Source organism: Streptomyces caniferus, assembly GCF_009811555.1.
Lineage (GTDB): Bacteria > Actinomycetota > Actinomycetes > Streptomycetales > Streptomycetaceae > Streptomyces > Streptomyces caniferus.
Genome location: NZ_BLIN01000005.1, coordinates 1,483,451 through 1,501,932 on the forward strand (window position 1 = coordinate 1,483,451; position 18,482 = coordinate 1,501,932).

An 18,482-nucleotide genomic window follows, 5' to 3' on the forward strand; every position below is an offset into this window, starting at 1 on the left:
GCTCATTGCTGTCTCCCGACGCTGCTGTCGTCCACCGGTGTCGACATCAAGGTGGTGCCCGGTCCTCTCGGGCACCACGATTGCCGCATCACTCACGAGGCACACCTATCCGTCTTCAACGTTCTCGCCCATCCCGCAACCAAAGCCGTGGTCAAGCTCGCCCCAGGCGCCGGAACTGTCCTCTCAGCGATCGAGCTGCGGACTCAGCAGTCCGACGCTCCCGTCAGTGAAGTGCCCCGGTGCACCGGCATTTGTACGCGGGTCAGCACAGCTGATGAACAGCCACTCACCGCATAGCCGCCGGGAGGGCAGCAGGGGCCCGGATGACGCTTATCGGCGGCCTGCGACCGCCCAACTAGAGCGGCGGATGGTCCGGCGCAGGAGAGCGAGCGACTGCGTCGTCGAGGATCTGCTCGCGCGCAGCGGTGGTCATCGCATTGATGGCAGCGGCCAGAGGAAGAAGCTCACCGGCCGGGGACGGATTCGCGAATGAGTCACCGGATTTGTCGACCATGGTGATGGCCTTCCTGATCAGGCTCATCGCTTCGGGAGTCCTGGGGATCGCGTCGGCCTTGAGGAGGTTCAGCATCGTCTCCAACGCTTCAGCCAACTCGCCGACTGCGTGCCGCAACTCGTCGGTATCGGGGAGGTCATCGTTCATGGCCCAAGGATCCCGCGCATCCCACGGGTCAGCCAGCATCCCAGATCCGCGGGAGCGCACAGTCCAGACATGACTGTGCTCCAGAGGGTGGAATCTGCTGGCGGCCTGGCGGAACTTACAAACTGGCTCGGTGGTTGTCGGTGGCTGGGGGTACCGTCGTTCGGTCACGGTACTCAACGGTTGCCCAGCGGTAGACGCAGACGGGCACTGTCATGTGGGAGCGCCTCGGAGGGGTGATCTGCACGTGACTCGATGACCAAGGGTTCAGACCGTGGGTGAAACGATGGACGATTAGGGCGACGGACGACGAGATGGCGCGGGATTACGACGGTCAGCTGCTGGAGTCGGTGGCAGTTAGGCGACGCAGGATGCGTGATGCGCTGCTGTTCGGCGCGCAGCGGGGGCGGCGTACGGCGGATGAGCGACTCGGGAAGGTGTTCGCGGGGATCGCTATCACCGCTGTCCTGTGCGCGGGGTGTGTCGGGTGGTCCTTCCTTCAGCACACGCTGGCGCTGCAGAAGGCTGAGCAGGAGAAGCAGCAGCGGCAGGTGCAGCAGTACGAGCAGCCGACGCGATCGGCGAAGCCCTAGAAGCCCACAGATGAGATTCGGACAGAGTTTGCAGATCTCCCGGGAGATACGCGAAGAGCTCCCCGTGTCGGGAGAAGTGTTCCTTGGCACAGGACGGAATGGAAGTCGGACGCACAGGCATGTCCAGTTCGGCCCAGGGGTGGGTCAACACCGCGATGATAGGTTCCCGTAAGTGGTGAGCAGAGCAACGACTTCTCAGGCGCAACTGAGCCGAGTGACCTTGGTCGGCGAACGACGCCGGGCGGATGTCGTCCTGCGCTCCGATACGCCCGTAGGGCAGTTGATTCCGGATGTCCTGCAGCTGTTGGACGACCGGCCCGCATCGCGCCCGATGACACGGCAGTTGATGACACCCGATGGCTCCGTCCTGCCGCACGACACCACACTGGCATCGGCCGGTATAGCCGACGGCACCGTGCTCCAGCTCGTCACGACGCACTCTGCGCGGCCCGCCCCCGTAGTGCACGACGTCACCGACCAGGTGGCTGACGACCTCGACCTGCGGGCTTGGCGCTGGCGTCCCGTCGCCCGCCGGGCCAGCGCGGGTGCAGCGACCGTAGCCTTCGCAGTGATCGCCGCGCTGCTCGCCCGTCGTGAGTTCCCGCTAGGCGCCCTGGTCGGTGTTCTCTCGGCCATCACACTCGTCCTCCTGACGGCCGGTGCGCTCGTCGCCAGGATCGGACGAGGAAACCGGGGGCTGGCGACCGCGCTCCTGGTCTCCTCCGGCGGGCTTGGCGTTCTCACCGCGTGGACGGCCGCCGACGCCTACGGCTGGCCGGGTACCGCGCGGCTCGCTGCGGTGGCGGGTGCGCTGGTCTTGACGCTGGTGTTCCTCGGCTACTTCTCGCCACTTGGCAGGAGCGGGCTCGTTGGCGCCGTCACGACGGCTACGATCGCCGCTGTGTGGGAAGGGGTTGCCGCCGTTCAGGGTGACCCTGCCCGGCTCGGTGCCGTCATGGGGGTCTTCTCGCTGGTGGTGCTCGGGCTGCTACCGCGCCTGGCTCTGATGGCGTCGGGACTTACCGCGCTCGATGACCGGCGCTCGGGCGGTATCTCTGTCACCCGTCACCAGGTGGGTACCGCGCTGGCGGGGACCCATCGCGGCCTGGCACTTTCGACGATCGTCACCGCAGTCTCGACATCCTCGGCAGGCTGGCTGCTCACCCTGGCCGAAAAGCCGACCGTGTGGACCGTGACGCTGGCATCGCTCATCGTGGTAGTGCTTGCGTCGAGGGCGCGAGCTTTCCCGCTGATCGCTGAGGTTGTTGCGCTCTTCGTCGCCGCGTCGTGTCTCGTGGTGCGTCTGGTGATGGTGTGGATGGAACATGCAGGCCGTGCCGGGCCACTGGCCGTGGTGTGTGTGGCTGCGGTACTGCCGCTGGTCGTTTTGGCGGTGCAGGTGCCCGAGCATGTGCAGGTGCGGCTGCGACGCATAGGCGACTTGATCGAGTCCATTGGCATGGTGGGGCTCTTCCCCTTGGCCTTCGGTGTGTTCGGGGTGTACGGGCAACTGCTCAACCAGTTCTGAATCGACGTGCAGGCGCTCCGGGCGGGGCAGCAGGGTGGGGTGAACGGTAGGCATGCCGAACGGCGACGGCTGGCAGGGTGACGTGCTGCGCGACCTGAGAAGCGGTGCCCAGCAAAGTGAGGGTGCGCAGGGACCCAGCGGGCAGGCGTACTGCGCTTCCGCGCCGGGTCCGGACCTGCCGTCGCAGAGTGCCCAGCCGGCAGACCTCGCCCCTCGGGATGGTGCGGCCCGGCAAGCCGGCTACCCATACCAGGGGCAGGAGCAGCAGGCGAGCGCTCAGGGCGGCTGGCCGCAGCGGGCCGAGCACCGGGAACAGAGGCAACAGGCACCGGCCGCATACGCCCCAGGCCCCCCACCCCAAAGTGCCTCCAGCTCCCAGCCCGCACAGGACAAGGGCCTGGCCGACGCGGTGCGCTGCAAGCCGCAGCACGGTGAGTCCTTCGCCGCGCGTGCCGTACGCGCTCTGCGTCGTACGCTCTCGTCGTCTGCCGCACGGGAGGTTGCTGAGATCACCCGCACGGCACAGGTGCTCCAGCAGCCCGTGACGACCGGCCGGCAGATCGCCGTCACCTCGATCCGGGGTGGATCCGGCAAGTCGACCGTCGCCGCGCTGCTCGGGACCACGTACGCGCACTACCGGCAGGACCCGGTCCTTTTCCTGGAGGCCGACCCGGCGCTTGGCTCGCTGCCGCTGCGGCTCGGCGCTGAGGCGCTGCGCTGGACAACCAGCGATATCGCGGACCTCGTCCAGCCGAACATGTCACTGCTCGACGTCACCGGCTATCTCGTCCAGCTACCCAACAATGCCTGGCTGCTGCCGGCCAGCCAGGGCCAGATCGGTGTGATGCTGGACAGCCGGGCGTACGAGCGGGTCGTCGTGGCACTGCGTCGCTACTTCGGTGTGATGGTCATCGACTGTGAGACGTTGCCCGCCGAAGTCGGCCGGGTCGCACTGGCTGCCGCGCATGGCCGTGTTCTGACCACACCTGCCACGCCGGAGGGCATCCTCAGTACGTATTCGGTGCTGCAGTGGATGCAGGGGCTGCCGCGGCATGTGATGGCTGGGACGGTTGTCGTGCTGACCGAATTGGTGCCCCATTCAGGGCTCGATCTGGATGAGGCCGTCCAGATGCTCAGGTCCACCGGGGTGAGCGTTCAGTTTCTGCCGTATGACCGGCACTTGGCGGCCAGCGGTCGGATCCATACCGAACTGCTGGCTCCCCCGACCAGGGAAGCCGTCGCTCGCCTTGCCGCGGACGTCTTCCAGCTCTCCCTCTCCCAGCAGCGTCACTGACAGATGCCGAAGCCCGATCGTGAATGACGGACGACGATGAGTACCCGACTGATACACCGCCCGGCCAGGACCACCCGCCCCCCGGCCGCCTCCGAGGCGCGCATCATCGAGGCCCCGCCCAATCTCCCTGAGGGTAAGGCGGGCAATATCGCGATGTCGCTGCTGCCCGTCGCCGGTGTGATGTCGTCCGTGGTGATGATGACGGTCGTGCGCAACAGTCAGTTCGCCGGGCTCGGCGCGATCATTCTCGTCGTCACTGTCATCGGCTCCGTCGCGCTCGTCTTCTCGCAGCGCGGCAAGGCCCAGCGCACCCGCCGTACCCAGCGCGAGGCGTATCTCGCCTATCTGGAGGACCTGCGCGAGGAGCTCTCCAACCAGGAGCGCGAGCGACGCGAACGCGCCGAGGTCCTCAACCCGCCGCCGGCTGCCCTCTACGACATCGTGCGCGATCCGGCCCGCCTGTGGGAGCGCCGCCGCGTCGACGGCGACTTCCTGCACGTGCGCGTCGGCACCGGTGAGATGCCCGTACGCGATCTGGAGATCGCTCAACAGGGTTCATCGGTCCTCACCCCGCCCGACCGCTTCATGCTCAACGAGGCGTCGGCGCTGATGGGCCGCTTCCGCACCGGCACCGAACTCCCCCTCACCGTCCCGCTCGACCGCGTCGGCGACATCAGCGTCATCGGCCCCCGCGAAGACTGCCTGCGCCTCGCGCGCGCCCTGCTCGTCCAGACCGCTGCCCTGCACGCCCCCGACGACGTGGCGATGGCACTCGCCGTGCCTGGCGACCGGCTCGCCGACTGGGAGTGGGCCAAGTGGCTGCCGCACCTGCTCGACACCGAGCAGTACGACGGCCCGGTCGCCGCGCGCCGAATCGCACCCTCCGCACCCCAACTCACCCGGTTGCTCGGCGCCGAACTGCGTCGCCGCGCCTCCTATGCGGCCGAGGTCCGCCGCGGCCTCTCCGGCGATGACGCCCTGTCCATGACCTCCCGGCTGCTCGTCATCGCCGACGAACACGGCGAAGACGCCGTCGACCTGCCGCGTCCCGACGAAGCGGTCGGCCTGCGGGAGATGGGCGTCACCGTCCTGCACCTGCTGGAGCAGCGGGTCCAGGAGCCCGGACACGTCGGCGTCCGCATCACCGTCGACGGCGATCAGGTGATCATCGAGGACCTGCGCGGGCAGCAGCCGGTCGGCTCCCACGGCACCGTGGACGAGGCCGGTATCCCCTTCGCCGAGGGCCTGGCCCGGATGCTCGCGCCACTGCGCCTGTCCGCCGAATCGCTCACCGACGCACCCTTGACTGGGCCCGTCGACTTCGCCGACCTGCTCGGCATCGACGACATGGCGCACCTCGACCTCTCGCACCTGTGGGCCCCACGCGGCGAACGTGCCTTCCTGCGCGTACCCATCGGCATCAACGACGCCCACGAGCCGGTGCTCCTGGACCTCAAGGAGTCCTCCGAGCTCGGCATGGGCCCGCACGGCCTCTGCGTCGGCGCCACCGGCTCCGGGAAGTCGGAACTCCTGCGCACCCTCGTCCTCGCCCTGGTGGCCACCCACCCGCCGGAGGACCTCGCCCTCGTCCTCGTCGACTACAAGGGCGGTGCGACCTTCGCCCCGTTCGCGGACCTGCCGCACGTCGCCGGTGTCATCACCAACCTGGAGAACCAGGCCGGCCTCGTCGAACGCGTCCACGCCTCGCTCGCCGGCGAGGTCAAGCGCCGCCAGCAGGTCCTCAAAGACGCGGGCAACATCGCCGACATCGGCGACTACGCCGCGCTGCGCGCCCACCAGCGGCCCGACCTGGACCCGCTGCCGCACCTTTTCGTCGTCATCGACGAGTTCGGCGAACTGCTCACCGCCAAGCCGGACTTCATCGACCTGTTCCTGTCCATCGGCCGCATCGGCCGCTCCATAGGGGTGCACCTGCTGCTGTCCAGCCAGCGCATCGAGGGCGGCAAGCTCAAGGGTCTGGACACCTACCTCTCGTACCGGCTCGGCCTGCGCACTTTCTCCGCCGACGAATCCCGTACGGTCCTGGACACCACGGACGCCTTCCACCTCCCGCCGCTGCCCGGATTCGGCTACCTGAAGGTCGACACCAGCCACTACGACCGTTTCAAGGCGAGCTATGTTTCGGGCGCCTACCGCGGCCCCGTGCAGCGCGGGGAGGAAGAGGACACCGGGCCCCTCGCCCTGCCCTATGAGACCTTCAACTCCACGGCCGGAGCGGAGGACGCGAGCTCGCCGGAGCAGCCGGTGCGCCGCCGCGAGATGGGACCGACCGAGCTGGGCGTCATGGTCGAGCAGCTGGCGAACGCCGCCGGTCCGGTGCGCCGCATCTGGCTGCCGCCCCTACCTGATGCAATCACCCTGGACAGGGTCGCCGGACCCCTGGATGTCGGCACACGCGGTATGCAGCTCGCGGGGCGCCGCGCCCCGCTGGAGGTACCTCTCGGTCTGCTCGACGATCCGGCCAGACAGTGGCAAGGCCAGTGGTACCTGGACCTCACCATGGCGGGTGGCCACGCTGCCGTCATCGGCGGCCCGCAGTCCGGCAAGACCACGCTCCTGCGCACCCTCGTCCTCTCATTGGCGCTTACCCACACCCCGCAGGAGGTCGGCGTCTACGGTCTCGACTTGGTCGGCGGCGGCCTGGCGGCTCTGTCGGGCCTGCCTCACGTCGGTGGTGTCGCAGGTCGCGTCGACCGTGAGCGGGTGGCCCGCACCGTCGACGAGGTGCGAACGATGCTCGCGGCCAGGGAGGAGCTCTTCCGCGAGCACGGCATCGACTCCGTCGAGCAACTGCGCGACCTGCACGCGGCGGGCCGGCTGCCCCAGCTGGCCTCCGCCGACGTCGTCCTCGTCATCGACGGCTTCGGCGCGCTGCGCGACGACTTCGAAGAGCTGGAGGACGCCGTCGCCGACATCCTCCAACGCGGCGGCGGTTACGGCATCCACGTCGTTGCGGGCATGCACCGCTGGAACGACGTGCGCATCGCCGTCCAGTCAAACTTCGGCACCCGCCTCGAGCTACGGCTGAACGACCCCAGCGAGTCCAGCATCGACAGCAAGCTGGCCATCACCCTCTCCCCCGACGAGCCCGGCCGCGTCCTGACCGCCGGCAAGCTCTTCGCCCAGGTCGCGCTCCCCCGCACGGACTCGCTCGCCGACACCGCGGACCTGGGCGCGGTTCTGGAGCGCGCGGCACGGTCGATCCGCGCCACCTGGAGCGGCGAGGTCGCCCAGCCAGTACGGGTGCTGCCGCACATCCTGGAGCCCCACCTTTTGCCGGGCCCGGTCGCCGAACCCCGGCGGGTACCCATCGGTCTGGACCAGACTGCGCTCGACCCCGTTCTGCTCGACCTGTTCCAGCACGACCAGCACCTGCTGATCATGGGCGACAGCGAGTGCGGCAAGACGAATCTCCTCAAGACCATCGCCAACGGCCTCGTCGAGCGCTTCAGCGAGGACGAGTTGGTCTTCGCGGTCATGGACCCTCGGCGCAGTCTGCGCGGCGCGATCCCCGAGGAGTTCAACGGCGGCTACGCGTACAACGCCAAGCTGTGCGCGGGCCTCGCCACCGCGGTCTGCACCGAGTTGAGCAAGCGGCTCCCCGATGACGGCGCAGGCCTTGAGAACCTGGAACCGGGCAGCTGGGGCGGCGGTCCGCGGATCGTGGTCCTCATCGACGACTACGACGTCCTGACCACCGCCGGCCAGGAACCGATGGCCCGCTTCCTGCCGTACATCCCCTCCGCCGTGGACATCGGTCTCCACTTCGTCCTCACCCGCCGCGTCGCAGGCGCCTCACGCGGCATCTACGAGCCCCTGGTGCAGGGCCTGCGCGAGTCGGGATCCTCGGCGCTCCTCATGGCAGGTGACCGCGGCGAGGGCCAGCTGTTCCCGGGCGTGTACGCCTCCTGGCAGCCGCCGGGCCGCGGCGTCCTCATCCGCAGGGGCCAAGCCAACCGCCTGATCCAGACCGTGTACTCCCCCGCGTGACATTCAGGAGAGCTCTCCCGCCCACGCGGACCATATGACGTACGCATCCACGCCCCGAACGACGAAGGACCGGACGACCACATGACCAAGGACGTCATCGCCCTCACCCAGCGCATGCCCGACCCGTCGGCCATGCTCGCGGGGCTGCTCTCCGGAGGCCCGGACAAGCTAGTGGACACGACGGGCGAGGGTGCCGTCGTGCGGCTGTGCGACGAGCAGGGACGCCCCCTCGTCTCCGTCGAAGCCCCTCTGCTTGTCCAGGTCGCGGGTGAGGCCGAGCGGCTGCTCGGAGCCACCCCGCCGCCGCTTCCGTACTGGTGGACAGAGGCCCGCGCGACCACCGGTGTGGAAGAAGCCGAGCGGCTCGCGGGCACCTTCGCGGCCCGGCTGGCCGCTTTGGCCGACGGCTCCGCCTGGCCACCTGAAGCCGCGCAGTCCCTGACCGTGGTGGAAACCGACGGTATGCGCGTTGCGCCCACACCCGCCGCCGCACAGCCTGCGGTCGACGTCCTCACCGACAAGGTCGCCGTCGTCATCCAGGACCGCCCGGTTATCGCCATGACGGCCTGGCTCCAGGACGCTATCCAGACCGCCGCCGGTGACGGGCTGGGCCTCCAGATCGTCACCCCGCCAGGAACCACGCTCTCCCCCGCCGTTCGCGCCAGCCTGAGCAACTGGCCTTCACGCTGGGTCGTGCGCGACGAGCGGGACGGCTACTACGACGGACAGTCCGGAGCCGTCCTGCGCTGGCAGGACGACATGTTCCAACCGGTAGCGGCAGCAGACGCGACCGCCGACGACCCCCGCACCCCGGTCGCCTCCTCCTACCAGGAGGTCACCGACACCGGCGAGCAGCAGCTGGCCATTACCTTCCGCACGGTCCACCCCGCAGACGAGCGTCTGGTCCTTGGCGGTGCGCTGGAGTCGATTTGGCGCGAACTCACCGGTGAGCCTCCGGCGGGGTGGGGAACCGCGGAGCCCGCCAACCTCCCCTGGTCGCCGCGCCAGATGACCGACCTCGCCTACGAGCGGGCGCCCGAGCCGACCTGGTTCGTGGTGGTCGGCAGCCGGGAACGGCCGGGCCTGGCCACAGTGCGCATCAGCCGGACGAAGGCGGGCGTGGAGGAGTACGTCACGCTGATGTTCGGCTACGGCCCCGACGAGGAGCCGCCGATGGGCTCCCTGCCCACGGCCGCTGAGGTGCTCGCCACCCGCCACCGCCTCCTGTCCATGCTCGTCCAGATCCGCAAAGCCCGCCGGGACCTGGCGGTGCCGCCCCGCTTCGAGGGGCCCGGTGTCCCGCTCGCCTTCGTGCTCGGCGCGGACGAGGTCCGCCAGATGCCCGGCGACCGCGCCCGGCACACGCCGATGGCCCAGCCGCCTGTCCCCCTCGGACCGAAGACCCGCCCCGCGATGTACTACCCGCTGCCGGGAGACCCGTTGGACCTGTCGGGCTGGCAAGACTTCGAGCGCCTGGTGCGACATCTGAAAGGCAAGTGAGAGCACCTGGACCGGGGTGAACCTGCGCGTAACCTCCTGCCACGCACGTTGCAGGCATGGGTAGGCGGGTGGGGCCGCCCTGGCTGTTTTGAGCCGTTGTCAGACCCTGGGCATAGCATCGGGATTGCGGATTGCACCAATGACTTCGCAGTTGATAGGCATGACCGTACATACGATCGTCAAGTCTGGCGGGGGGAGCCTGATGAAGTTCGACATGGGGGCGCAGACGCTCTCGACCCTGAGGTCGAAGTCGCAGGGGTCGAGCACAGAACTGGGGACGTTGATCCACCAACTCGTGCAAGCTGCACAGCCGTTGGAGGGCAAGTTCAACGGGTCGGGCAAAGTGGCGTTCGACTCGTTCAAGTCGCGCGCAGACGAGATCACGGCGTCGTTGAACAGTGCGCTGGCCGCGATTGTGGGCGGTCAGTCGGGCATGGAGACGGCCTTCGGCTCCGGTGACCAGGAGCAGGCCGACAACGCCCGGTCGCAGATGTCGGCGGCGAACTTCGACGCGGCCCGTTTCTCGGGCCGCTGACAGCCCGGTCGCGGCTCAAGTACTCAGATCTCAGGGGGAGTGATTGTGATGGCTGCCGGCATGGACCGTCGTTCGTACGACTCGGGTGCATCGGCGGAGGCGCAGGGCAACATCCAGGCGGTGATCGCGCGCCTGGAGCAGGTGATCGCGGCGCGTGATGCGCAGGTCAAGGCGGCGATGTCGGATTTCGCCGCGGACGGTGTCGCGGAGGAGTACCACGGCAAGGAACTGCGCTGGAACCGCGCCTCGCAGGAGGTCAGGAGCATCATCCAGCTGCTGAAGACGACGCTGGAGAAGAACGACGGCACCGCGCACCAGACGCTCGCACGCGCGAAGGCCGCGGTCGACAACATCGGCTGAGCCGGCCTCAGCGCATCGACAGATCAGGCAATCCGTCGGAGCGCACCGACGGATCGCCGACCACGGGGGCGTCGCCGCGCGAGTCGCGGCGACGGGGCAAGAAGTATGTACGCAGGGGGGCGTTCATGGCGTCATGGGACATCCAGCCACAGGGAGTGCAGGGCCAGTTGAAGGTCGTCGGCACGCATGCCGAAGACCTGGGGAAAGCCCTCAGCACACTGCTCTCGGACATCCAGGAAGCGGCTCAGGCAGCGGGTACGGCCGTGCCGGGCACGCAGGCCCGAACACCGCTGTCGCCCGGACCGTGGGCGCCGACGAACAAGCCGTTGGGACCGGCGGCCACCTCCCTGTTCACACAGACGGCGACGGGGCCGGTCGCCGCGGCCCTGGCCGAGTACGTAACGAAGCGCAAGCCGCACATGAAGGCCATGGCCGATCGCTGCCAGGCCGCCGTTCTGGGGGCTGCCAAGGCCACCAATGAGTACGTCCAGGGCGACCTGGAGGCGGCCAGGAACGCCCAGAACGCCGCCCATACCGTGCGGCTGGACGCTCTCAAGGACTTCGGGGGGAAGAAGAAGTGAGCGGCGGACCGGTCGACCCGGCCGATGTACCGGTCTTCACCGGTGATCTGGACGTCCTGGAAGCCAAGACGAAGGCGCTCTCCCTTGGCGGCTCCAAGGTCCAAACCGCTGGCTCGGACGTCCACAAGTCCTTCGGCGGACTGGCCGCCTTCTACAAGGCGCCCGAGGCGGAGCAGCTGTTCGGCGTCACCAAGCCGGTGGAGCGCACGGCACACGACCTGAGTGACGACATGCATGTCATCGCCGGGGCTCTGGGCACCTACGCCCGCGAGATCAGACCACTGATCCACCGGCTGGAGCAGCTCAAGCAGGAAGCCGCCGATTTCCGCGACAACGAGGCCGCCGAAGACGACTGGAGCGAAGACGGCGACCTGACCGACGAGAACCTCAACCGCCGCAACAAGATCGCCGAGGTCTGGGCCGCGTTCCAGGAAGCCGAACGCGACTGCCACTCCAAGATAGTCGCGCTGGTAGGCGGCCAGGCGCTCCACACGATCGACGCCTCCCACAAGAACGGATACGGCTACGACGCCGAAGCCCTCAAGGCATCCAAGAGCCTGCCCTGGGGCGACACGGTCGAGGAATCCGTTCCCTGGTGGCAGGTGTGGGAACACGCCTACGACTTCGGCAAGGGCTTCATCGTCGACGGCGTGGGGGGCACCATCGACGGCATTTACACCCTGTTCGGCGGGCACGGCGGAGACGCCGCCGGCCAAGCCTGGCTCGGCCTGGCCAAGCTCTCCACCGCAGTGGCGATCACCACCACCCCCGGTCTGAACGTCGCCTACTGGATGACGCCGGGGAAGATGCTCCCCTCCTGGCTGCGGGACTCGCGTACCGCGGTACTGGATACCGGTAAGGCTCTTGTGGCCTGGGACCAGTGGGAATCGAACGGCTCCCGAGCCGCCGGCGCAGTCACCTTCAACATCGTCACCGCCATCTTCACCCGCGGTGGCGGTGCCGCCGTGCAGGGCGCAGGCAAGGCAGGCGCACTGGCCAAGGGCCTGTCCGTCGTCAGCAAGGTGGGCAGCGCCGTCGACCCGATGACCTACGTCATCAAGGGCGCAGGCGCGGGCCTGTCCAAGGTCGGCGACATGCTGGCCCACCTCAAGGGCCTCGGCCACGTCGAAACCCCGAAGATCTCCGAGGGCGCCTACAGCCTGCCCGAAGGCGCCGCCAAGATGCCGGACGGCACGATCCAACTGCCCAAGGATGCCGCCATCCCGGAAGGGGCAACCAAACTCCCGGGCGGCAGAATCGAGCTGCCCAAGGACACGGTCACCTTCCCACCGGGGACGGTAAAGAGCCCATTCAACGGCAAGTACATGGTCCCCAAAGGCGACCTCTACAACGAGGACGGCAGCCTCTTCCAACGCGCCGAGGACGCCCACCAGGAGAAGCCCGCCACACCCACCGCAGGCGCGGACAACCCACGGATCGAGACCCCAGCCCACCAGGAACAGCGGGTCCCGGCCGGTGTTGGCGGCCGCGGCGGCGAGATCACACACGTCGGCTCGGACATATCCGACCCAGCCCGCACCAGTGACAACGCAGGCCACAGCGCCACTGGCCCGCGCGACAACACCCCTATGGGCCGCGCCGGCGACGGTAACACCCCAGGCGGCAGGGCCGACAGCATGCCCACCAACAGTCACTCCCTGGGCGGTGACGGGACCTCTCACGCTCCGGTCACCGGCGGTCTGGACAACTCCACAAGCGGCGCTCGCCACACCAACGAAACAAGCAGCACGGGCAACGGTGGCCACGGCGTCAGCGACGGCCCGTCCATCCCGCACCAGGGCGACGGCCCCTCCGCCCACCGCGAGCCTTCCGCCGGCCGGCACGGCGGCGGCCCCGGTGCCGGCGGGCACGATGCCCCGTCGACCGGCGGGCACGGCGATGGCTCCTCCGGCGGTCACGGCGACGGGCACAGCGCAGGCGGACACCACGGCCCATCAACCGACAACCCTGGGAGCGAACCTGACGCGCCTGCACACGACGGAGCAAGCGGTGGTGACCACGACGGCCGGGGTACTGAAGGTGGCTCTGGGGACGGGCCGGACGGCGGCAGCCACGCCCCCTCCGACTGGTCCGACCGAGTCGGCGAGCCCGGCGAGCGTGCGAACGAGCCGATTCCGGCGTTGACGGCGGAGGAAAGAGCGGCGCACTGGGGCTACCTCGATGAAGTCGAAAATCGGGCTCCAGAGGAATTCGATCACCTGAAGCATGATCCTGATCACAAGAATCAGATCGACGACAAATCGATGGATGAGGCTCGAGTCGGCCTCGATCTACGGGAGAGTGGTCGCCTCCCGGCGGATATCCGTCGCCCGGAGCTGGCCGACAAGGGTGAATTCTATTCCGAATCCACCGGCGAGTACTATGACATCAAGGGCGTCCACTCCGACTATCCCCCCTTCAACAACGTGCGTGACAAGTCTCAGCCGTTCAAGGGTGCGTACGACCCGGCCAATAACGAGGCTTGGGTCAACAAGCAGCTGGCGAAGCAGATCGAAAAACGTGGACGTATAGTTATTATCGACGTGCGGAACGCAAATCAAGCGGCAATCGACAGCATCAAGGATGTCGTCGAAAGCCGTGGTTGGGGAGATCGTGTCATCTGGTACCCGTAAGAACTGGAAGCCGACTGCGCTCCCGGCCGATCCGGAAGCCACGCGGCAACTGCAGGAATGGCTCGCCTCGGAGGAATATAACCTCAATGGCATGGAGCGCGACTTCCGGGGCGCCGACCTCTCAGGTGGGGACTTCTCGAACGCGTGGTTCACCGATGCGGTTCTCGTGGGCGTGCGACTTGTCGGCGCGTCCTTCTACCGGGCCGACCTTCAGTCGGCGGATCTGACCGAGGCGGATCTGACCGGAGCGGATCTCGTCAAGGCGAACCTGGACGAGGCCGTGCTCCGAACGGCGCGGCTCAACGGGGCGGACATGGTCGGGGCTTCGCTGTACGGTACCGATGCGTCGGGAGCGAGCTTCCGCACAACGAGGTTCCTCGGTGCTTCGCTGATCGACACCGACATGAGGGGGGCGGACCTGACGGATGCCGTCCTTGACGAGAACATCTTCGAGATCAAGGCCGACGACTCCACGGTGATGCGTGGCTTGACAGGCACCGTATTCGGGCCGGTCACCGTCTTCAGTGGCGAGTCGTCCCGAGAACTGGCCGGCACCGAACTCGAGGCATGGATCGCTGAGCGGGGTGGGCAGGTACGGGTACTTCCTCCGTACCGCACACCGCAGTAGGGCCACGCCCCGGAGTTCACGACAGAGCAATGCAGGAGATCCACAGAGCGCTCGCCACAGTCCTCCGCACTCGGCTCTACACCCAGGGAAAGTTCGGTGAGCCCCATTTCGGGGGGGGGCTCACCGGGCTGAAACAGGAAGTTCGATGGCCATGCTGATGCGCTCAAGCCAGGAGGCAAGGCAGAGACCACCACGGTGCGCGAGACGTTGGACGAGACTGGGGTCCACTGCGCAGGGAGCCGCCTGCGACCGGCGTGCTGTGCGAGTACTTCCTCTGTGAGTACCTGGCCGGCGAGGCCACCAACAGCGACGCGGCCGAGAACACCGACGTGATGTGGGTCCTCAGAAACGCGGTGCCCCACTTCATCTCCGTCGATACGATCTTCCCACCCATCCTGGCCGTCCTGGAGGAGCAGACGTGACGCAGCAGAACACGGACGAGCAGTCGGGTATCGCCGCCGCCATCGTCGTTCACGAGGGCTGTGTGCTCATGGTCCGCCGCCGGGTGAGCGAGGGACAGCTGTCCTGGCAGTTTCCGGCCGGAGAGGTCGAGCCCGGCGAGGAACGCGAGGACGCTGCCGTACGGGAGACCCACGAGGAGACAGGGCTGACCGTGATGGCGGTCAAGCTGCTCGGCGAGCGCGTCCACCCGAAGACGGGCCGCCTGATGTCGTACACCGCCTGCCAGATGCTGGGCGGCACAGCTCATGTAGCGGACACCGAAGAGCTGGCCGAACTTGCTTGGGTCGCCCACGGTGACATCCCGGAGTACGTTCCCTACGGACTGTTCGAGCCGGTGCAGGAGTACCTCAACGGTGTCATGCCGTCCTGAGTCGCCCCAGAGCTCTTCGGCGTCTCGTCCGGGGGCAGCGCAGTGTCATCAAGCAGACGGCTATCCGTGTCGGTGACGTCTTGGTCGTCGTCTCGGGAGCCCCCAGCCTTGTCGATACGCGACTGAAGGGGGCCCTCGGCAAGGTGCAGCGTGCAGTTTGACTCCCGCTGTCGGCGGACTCGAAGTGGGGCCAGCGGCCGGGATACCTCCCAGCCGCTGGCCCCACTTCTCATCTCGCGCGATCGTCCGTGATCGTGCCCTCAACGGCTGGGAGGACGGCGGCTTATGCGTCGCCTCCGCCTGCTTCCCTGAGGATCTCGAGGCTCTCTGCGTCCTTGGGTTCGGAGCGGCGGAACTGCGGGTGGCCGAGGTCCATCTGGAGTGCGGCGTGAAGTGGCGCGGGGTAGCGGGTTCGATCGGACCACGAGAGCGCCTGGTGGCTGAGTCGGGCTGCGGCGACGGCGAGGGCCTCGCGCTCGTACCCGTCGCGCGTGTACATCGGAGTGATTTCGCGAGTGGTCATGCTGTACCAGGGGGAGTTGAGTTCGTTCTCCTTGCGCTCGTCAGCGTTCTTTGACGCCTTGCCCGGGTCGGCGCGCCAGCGGGTCTTCCACTGTCCGTGGCGCTTCTTGCCGTAGTTGCGGGGCTCGGTGAAAAGGAACCATGGATGCCCCTCGGGACGGTCTTCCGGGTAGTAGAGGTCGCTGGAGGTCTTGAGCGGCTTGGTGGTGCCGTTCTTCAGCTTCTCAATGACGGAGACGAGTCGTGGCATCTCGGCCTGCGCGCAATTCATGCGGATGATGCTGACGGGATTCCAGGAGGCGGGCAGGCCGCTTCCTGGAAGCCACAGGCGGGGGTCGTCCGGGTCAGGGCTGAGGCCCTGCTTGTTGTTGTGCAGGCCCGGCCACACGCGGCGGCTGGCGTGGCCGTCGATCATCAGGGCGTACGGGAGCCCATCGAGCTCGTCGCTGAGGTCTTGGAGGGCGGTACGGACGTCCTCGCCGGCCTGTGCCCAACGCTGCATTTCACCTTGGCCGTCCTGCGTGTGCAGAGGGTAGTTGGAGGCATGGAAATTGCTCTGCGCCCGCGCGTAGTGCTCCCACTGCGGGTGGATGTTGCTCCAACCGAGCATGCGCCAGGTCTCGCCGGCCTTGCGGGACGGGATCACCGCGGTGGCGGTGATGATCCTCTTGGGCTGTCCCTTGTACTTGCGGTCGGTGGCCTGCTTGCGGATATGGATGCCCACAAAGGCCATGCGGGGCAGCGGATACGGGTCGTCTTCAGGGTAGAGAGCACGCTCGAACCGGTCGTCGATCACGCCGCACGATCGGTACAAGTCCAGCTGGCCCATGTAGACGCGGTGGTCTTCGAACGCCGCAGCGGGCTTCTTGACGGTGCTGAACGTCTTGGTGAACGGGTCGTACGTGCGGCCAACCAAGAACTGAGACGGCACCGCGGCCTTTGCGAGCTCCCGTACCACCTGGTGTTTGGCGTCATTCTCGGCGAGGGCGGACTTCACCTCGGCGGGCTTCATGCCTTCGTGTTCTTCCCCGCGGACGGGGAGCTCCGTCTCGCACCAGGCCGCGAGGAGCACGCCTGGCTCTGCGAACTGGCTGATGAGGGCCTCGGCATCCGAGGTCCTCTCCTTTCCAGGGCCGTGCTCCAGCAACGTCTCGGCGTTGCAGAAGACTGCCTCGATGCCCTCCGCGAGAGGCGTGGTGTCCTTTCCGTTGGGGTCGGGGTCGATGTGTTCCGGATCGAGGTCGTAGGGGTGGGCGAGACCATGGATCATGCGCGTGAGGGTCTCGTCCCGGTACCAGAGACACAGGATGCGGAGCTTGGTGTAGCCGGCTGCTTCGATGGAGCGCCGGATGCTGTCAGGCGAGGGGTTGCCGATGAGGTCGATGTAATCCCCGTCGCTCTTTCGCTTCTTCTTCTCCTTCTCCTGCGTCGAGGTGGCGGGCTCGTGGGGCCGCTTGCCGAAGACGTTCCCCTTCGACTTCAGCTCGAGCAGAGAGACGGCGTCGCCGAAGGCGCGCCGGATCTGGTCCTGCAGAAGGGAGAGCTGGTAGATGCCGGCGCCGGTACCGACGGCGAAGGAGTCCGTTTTGGGCATGGTCGGCCGGATGGTGCCGGGCGCGGGTGTGAGGATGTCGATCCTCTTGCCGTTTTCGTCCCTGAGGTTCAGGCGGTGGCGTTCGTCGGCAACACGTTCCTCCAACGCCGTGAGCGCTGTCCGGTCGGCGTCGAGTTTCGCCAGGATCTCCAGCGCGTGCTTGTTCGCCTGGCGCAGGCCCCATCCGTCCAGAGAGAGGGACATCAGGGGGCGGTGGGTGCCGTGGTCGAGCAAGGCGGTGCGTGCGTGGACGACGGTGTTGTTGACGCGGCGGATGTGTGCGTTCAGGTTCAGGACGGGGTTGGGCTCGGCGGTGTAGGTGGCCATCTTCACCGAGACGCGGGACATGGCGTACTGGACTTGCGCCCGTGTGGGGTCCTTGGGGCGGGCGGTGGCAGCTTCACTGAGGTCGACGGGGTGGGCCAGGGAGGCGAACAGCGGGCCGATGGGGTGGTCCCATGCGATCAGACCGCCGTCGCTATCGGGTCGGTAGTACACAGCCGCGGTGTTGGTGGACGGCTGCCAGTCGACGATGCGTTCCTTCGTCACGCCGTCCTTCGTCTCGTACGGCTCACGGACCGGTTCCACTTCCGTGTCCAAGAGCGGTTTAGCGGCCAGCTTCTTCGCGATATGCCACTTCACCGCCTGATAGGCCCAGCTGTCAGGGCTGGCTGGCCCGCCGTCCTGCTGGGCGAGGATGTTCTCGGCGAGGCTGAGCGACTGCGGCGTGACACCGGCCACCAGTTTCGCCAGGGCGGGCTCGTCCATGAACGGGATCTCGTCGAGAGGGATCTTGCGGACGATCCCTTCCAGGTAGGTGAAAACGTTCTTGAGGACGCCGGATTCCACGGGGCTGAGCGTCACCATGAACGCCAGGTTTCTGTCCAGGTACACGTACCCGTCGGTGATCTGCTGGAGAACGGTGACCGCGATGGAGTACGGAATCAGGAAGGGGTCGGAATCCTGTACGCCTTCAATCCGCTTGCTGTTGCGGTTGGCCGTGGTGCCCAGGTCGCGCCAGGCTCTGCGCGTCGGCGAGTGGTAGTCACCGAAGTCCCAGACCAGGGCGGTCATGCCGTCCAGGAGCTGTGGGGTGCACTTGATCGATGTGGTGTGCGCGGTGAGATCCCGCTGCGTGCTGCGACGCCCCATGGACGGTCTTACCTCTTCTCTCGGCTTTTCTCTCGGACAGCCCCGGCCTGCACCGGCGGCG

At 67.5% G+C, this 18,482-nt stretch carries 13 protein-coding genes and 1 pseudogene; 12 read left to right on the forward strand and 2 right to left on the reverse strand.

Annotated features, from left to right (window positions below):
* Positions 1–355: 355 nt before the first annotated feature.
* Positions 356–661, reverse strand: coding sequence for a hypothetical protein (locus Scani_RS23070; protein WP_159479421.1), 306 nt, complete (start codon positions 659–661; stop codon positions 356–358).
* Positions 662–972: 311 nt separating this feature from the next.
* Here Scani_RS23070 and Scani_RS23075 point away from each other — a divergent pair, with 311 nt between their 5' ends.
* The 12 genes and pseudogenes from Scani_RS23075 (at position 973) to Scani_RS23130 (ending at position 15,153) form a co-directional block, all read left to right on the forward strand.
* The gene (locus Scani_RS23075) at positions 973–1,251 is read left to right on the forward strand and encodes a hypothetical protein (RefSeq protein ID WP_159482319.1); all 279 of its coding nucleotides are present in this window, start codon (positions 973–975) and stop codon (positions 1,249–1,251) included.
* Positions 1,252–1,423: 172 nt separating this feature from the next.
* Positions 1,424–2,779, forward strand: a complete 1,356-nt coding sequence (gene eccD, locus Scani_RS23080; protein ID WP_159479423.1) for a type VII secretion integral membrane protein EccD — start codon at positions 1,424–1,426, stop codon at positions 2,777–2,779.
* Positions 2,780–2,831: 52 nt separating this feature from the next.
* Entirely contained in the window at positions 2,832–4,073 is a 1,242-nt protein-coding gene (locus Scani_RS23085) for a MinD/ParA family ATP-binding protein (protein ID WP_159479425.1), read from the forward strand.
* A gap of 36 nt (positions 4,074–4,109) precedes the next feature.
* Positions 4,110–8,084 (forward strand): type VII secretion protein EccCa, encoded by a 3,975-nt coding sequence (gene eccCa / locus Scani_RS23090; RefSeq protein WP_159479427.1) that lies wholly within the window; start codon positions 4,110–4,112, stop codon positions 8,082–8,084.
* Between the two features lie 81 nt (positions 8,085–8,165).
* Positions 8,166–9,584: a DUF6177 family protein gene (locus tag Scani_RS23095; RefSeq protein WP_159479429.1), complete on the forward strand. Its 1,419-nt coding sequence runs from the start codon at positions 8,166–8,168 to the stop codon at positions 9,582–9,584.
* Positions 9,585–9,786: 202 nt separating this feature from the next.
* Positions 9,787–10,119, forward strand: coding sequence for a hypothetical protein (locus Scani_RS23100; protein ID WP_085926545.1), 333 nt, complete (start codon positions 9,787–9,789; stop codon positions 10,117–10,119).
* Between the two features lie 48 nt (positions 10,120–10,167).
* Positions 10,168–10,479, forward strand: a complete 312-nt coding sequence (locus Scani_RS23105; RefSeq protein WP_093642528.1) for a pore-forming ESAT-6 family protein — start codon at positions 10,168–10,170, stop codon at positions 10,477–10,479.
* Positions 10,480–10,604: 125 nt separating this feature from the next.
* Complete coding sequence (locus Scani_RS23110; RefSeq protein WP_159479431.1) at positions 10,605–11,060, forward strand: DUF6507 family protein; 456 nt, start codon at positions 10,605–10,607, stop codon at positions 11,058–11,060.
* Complete coding sequence (locus Scani_RS23115) at positions 11,057–13,693, forward strand: hypothetical protein (protein ID WP_159479433.1); 2,637 nt, start codon at positions 11,057–11,059, stop codon at positions 13,691–13,693. The genes Scani_RS23110 and Scani_RS23115 overlap by 4 nt, the downstream gene beginning before the upstream one ends.
* Positions 13,644–14,321: a pentapeptide repeat-containing protein gene (locus Scani_RS23120; protein ID WP_159479435.1), complete on the forward strand. Its 678-nt coding sequence runs from the start codon at positions 13,644–13,646 to the stop codon at positions 14,319–14,321. The genes Scani_RS23115 and Scani_RS23120 overlap by 50 nt, the downstream gene beginning before the upstream one ends.
* A gap of 153 nt (positions 14,322–14,474) precedes the next feature.
* A pseudogene (locus Scani_RS23125) lies at positions 14,475–14,743 on the forward strand (NUDIX hydrolase); the annotation flags it as partial.
* A complete protein-coding gene (locus Scani_RS23130) occupies positions 14,740–15,153 on the forward strand; it encodes an NUDIX hydrolase (RefSeq protein ID WP_159479437.1) in 414 nt (137 codons plus the stop codon). The pseudogene Scani_RS23125 and the gene Scani_RS23130, both read left to right, overlap by 4 nt.
* 283 nt (positions 15,154–15,436) lie before the next feature.
* On the opposite strand, the gene Scani_RS23135 is transcribed toward Scani_RS23130, so the two are convergent.
* Positions 15,437–18,421, reverse strand: coding sequence for an RNaseH domain-containing protein (locus Scani_RS23135; RefSeq protein ID WP_159479439.1), 2,985 nt, complete (start codon positions 18,419–18,421; stop codon positions 15,437–15,439).
* Between the last annotated feature and the right edge of the window lie 61 nt (positions 18,422–18,482).